Source organism: Vibrio sp. Vb1574 (assembly GCF_033338675.1).
Window position 1 is genome coordinate 1 of sequence record NZ_JAWOTC010000277.1, and the last position, 1,261, is coordinate 1,261.

General features: G+C 48.5%; 1 protein-coding gene and 1 pseudogene. Both read left to right on the forward strand.

What is annotated here, in order from left to right; translation table 11 throughout:
• Positions 1 to 799: fructose PTS transporter subunit IIB (locus R7O12_RS25505; protein ID WP_318126852.1), on the forward strand; the 799-nt coding region annotated here is incomplete at its 5' end.
• A gap of 121 nt (positions 800 to 920) precedes the next feature.
• Positions 921 to 1,261: pseudogene (locus tag R7O12_RS25510) on the forward strand (glycoside hydrolase family 92 protein); the annotation flags it as partial.

The window sequence follows — 1,261 nt, forward strand, 5'->3', positions numbered from 1 at the left end:
TCCAATCAACAAAGTAGCAACGCTATTCGCTCAAACTCAAGTTGATACTCAACCATGGCTAATGGGTGGTGTTGGTATCGCAATCTGTACGCCTCCTCTAGGTATGGCACTAGCAACATTCCTATTCAAGAAGAAGTTCACTAAGCAAGAGCAAGAAGCGGGTAAAGCAGCAGCAATCATGGGTTCTATCGGTATCTCTGAAGGTGCTATCCCATTCGCAGCAAACGACCCTGTACGCGTTCTTCCTTCAATCGTTGCTGGTGGTATCGTTGGTTGTGTGTTCGGCTTCCTAACAGACGTACTACTACACGCACCATGGGGCGGTCTAATCACAGCACCTGTATCAAGCAACATCCCAATGTACGTTGTGGGTATCGCACTAGGCTCACTAACAACAGCAGTTATCGTTGGCTTCTGGAAACCAGTTGCTGAAGAAGAAGCAGAAGACGAAATCGTAGAAGCAGCACCTGCACAAGCTCAAGCGGCTCCAGCAGCAGGCGAAGGCGAGTACGACATCGTAGCAGTAACATGTTGCCCATCTGGCGTAGCACACACATTCATGGCAGCGAAAGCACTAGAGAAAGCAGGTGCAGCAGCAGGTCTGAAAATCAAAGTAGAAACTCAAGGTCAAAACGGTATCCAGAACCGCATCACTGACCTAGATGTAGCAAACGCGAAGCTGGTTATTCTAGCTCACGATATCCAAGTAAAAGACGCTCACCGCTTTGCAAAAGCAAACGTTGTTGAGTGTTCAACGAAAGAAGCGATGCGTAACGCAGCGACTCTTGTGAAAGCTTAAACCTTAAGCTCCTCCCCCTAAGAGCCCTTTCCCCCAAAGGGCTCTATTTCAAGTTTTTAAGTTTTAGTAATACCTCTGCTTTCAACAACTACATAAACCTACAACTTACAAGGCTTTAAAAATGAAATTCAAACCTTCCCTACTCGCTTGCGCAGTTCTCAGTGGTCTAGTCGGTCTGACTGGCTGTAACGACGACACAACCAACATTTATGAAGGCGGTGACACCAACCCTGCACTGCCGGATATTCCTGACGGCGGCAAGCCAGTATGTCCTCCAGTTGGCGATGGCGACTGTGATGACAAGCCAAACCCAGAAACACCTGAAATCGACATGGGCGTTCACATCCCAGTAGATTTCGCCGATATGGACGTAACACGCTACGTCAACCCATTCATTGGCACAGGTAACCTAGGCAACACCTACCCTGGTGCAACCACTCCACACGGCATGGTGCAGCTTTC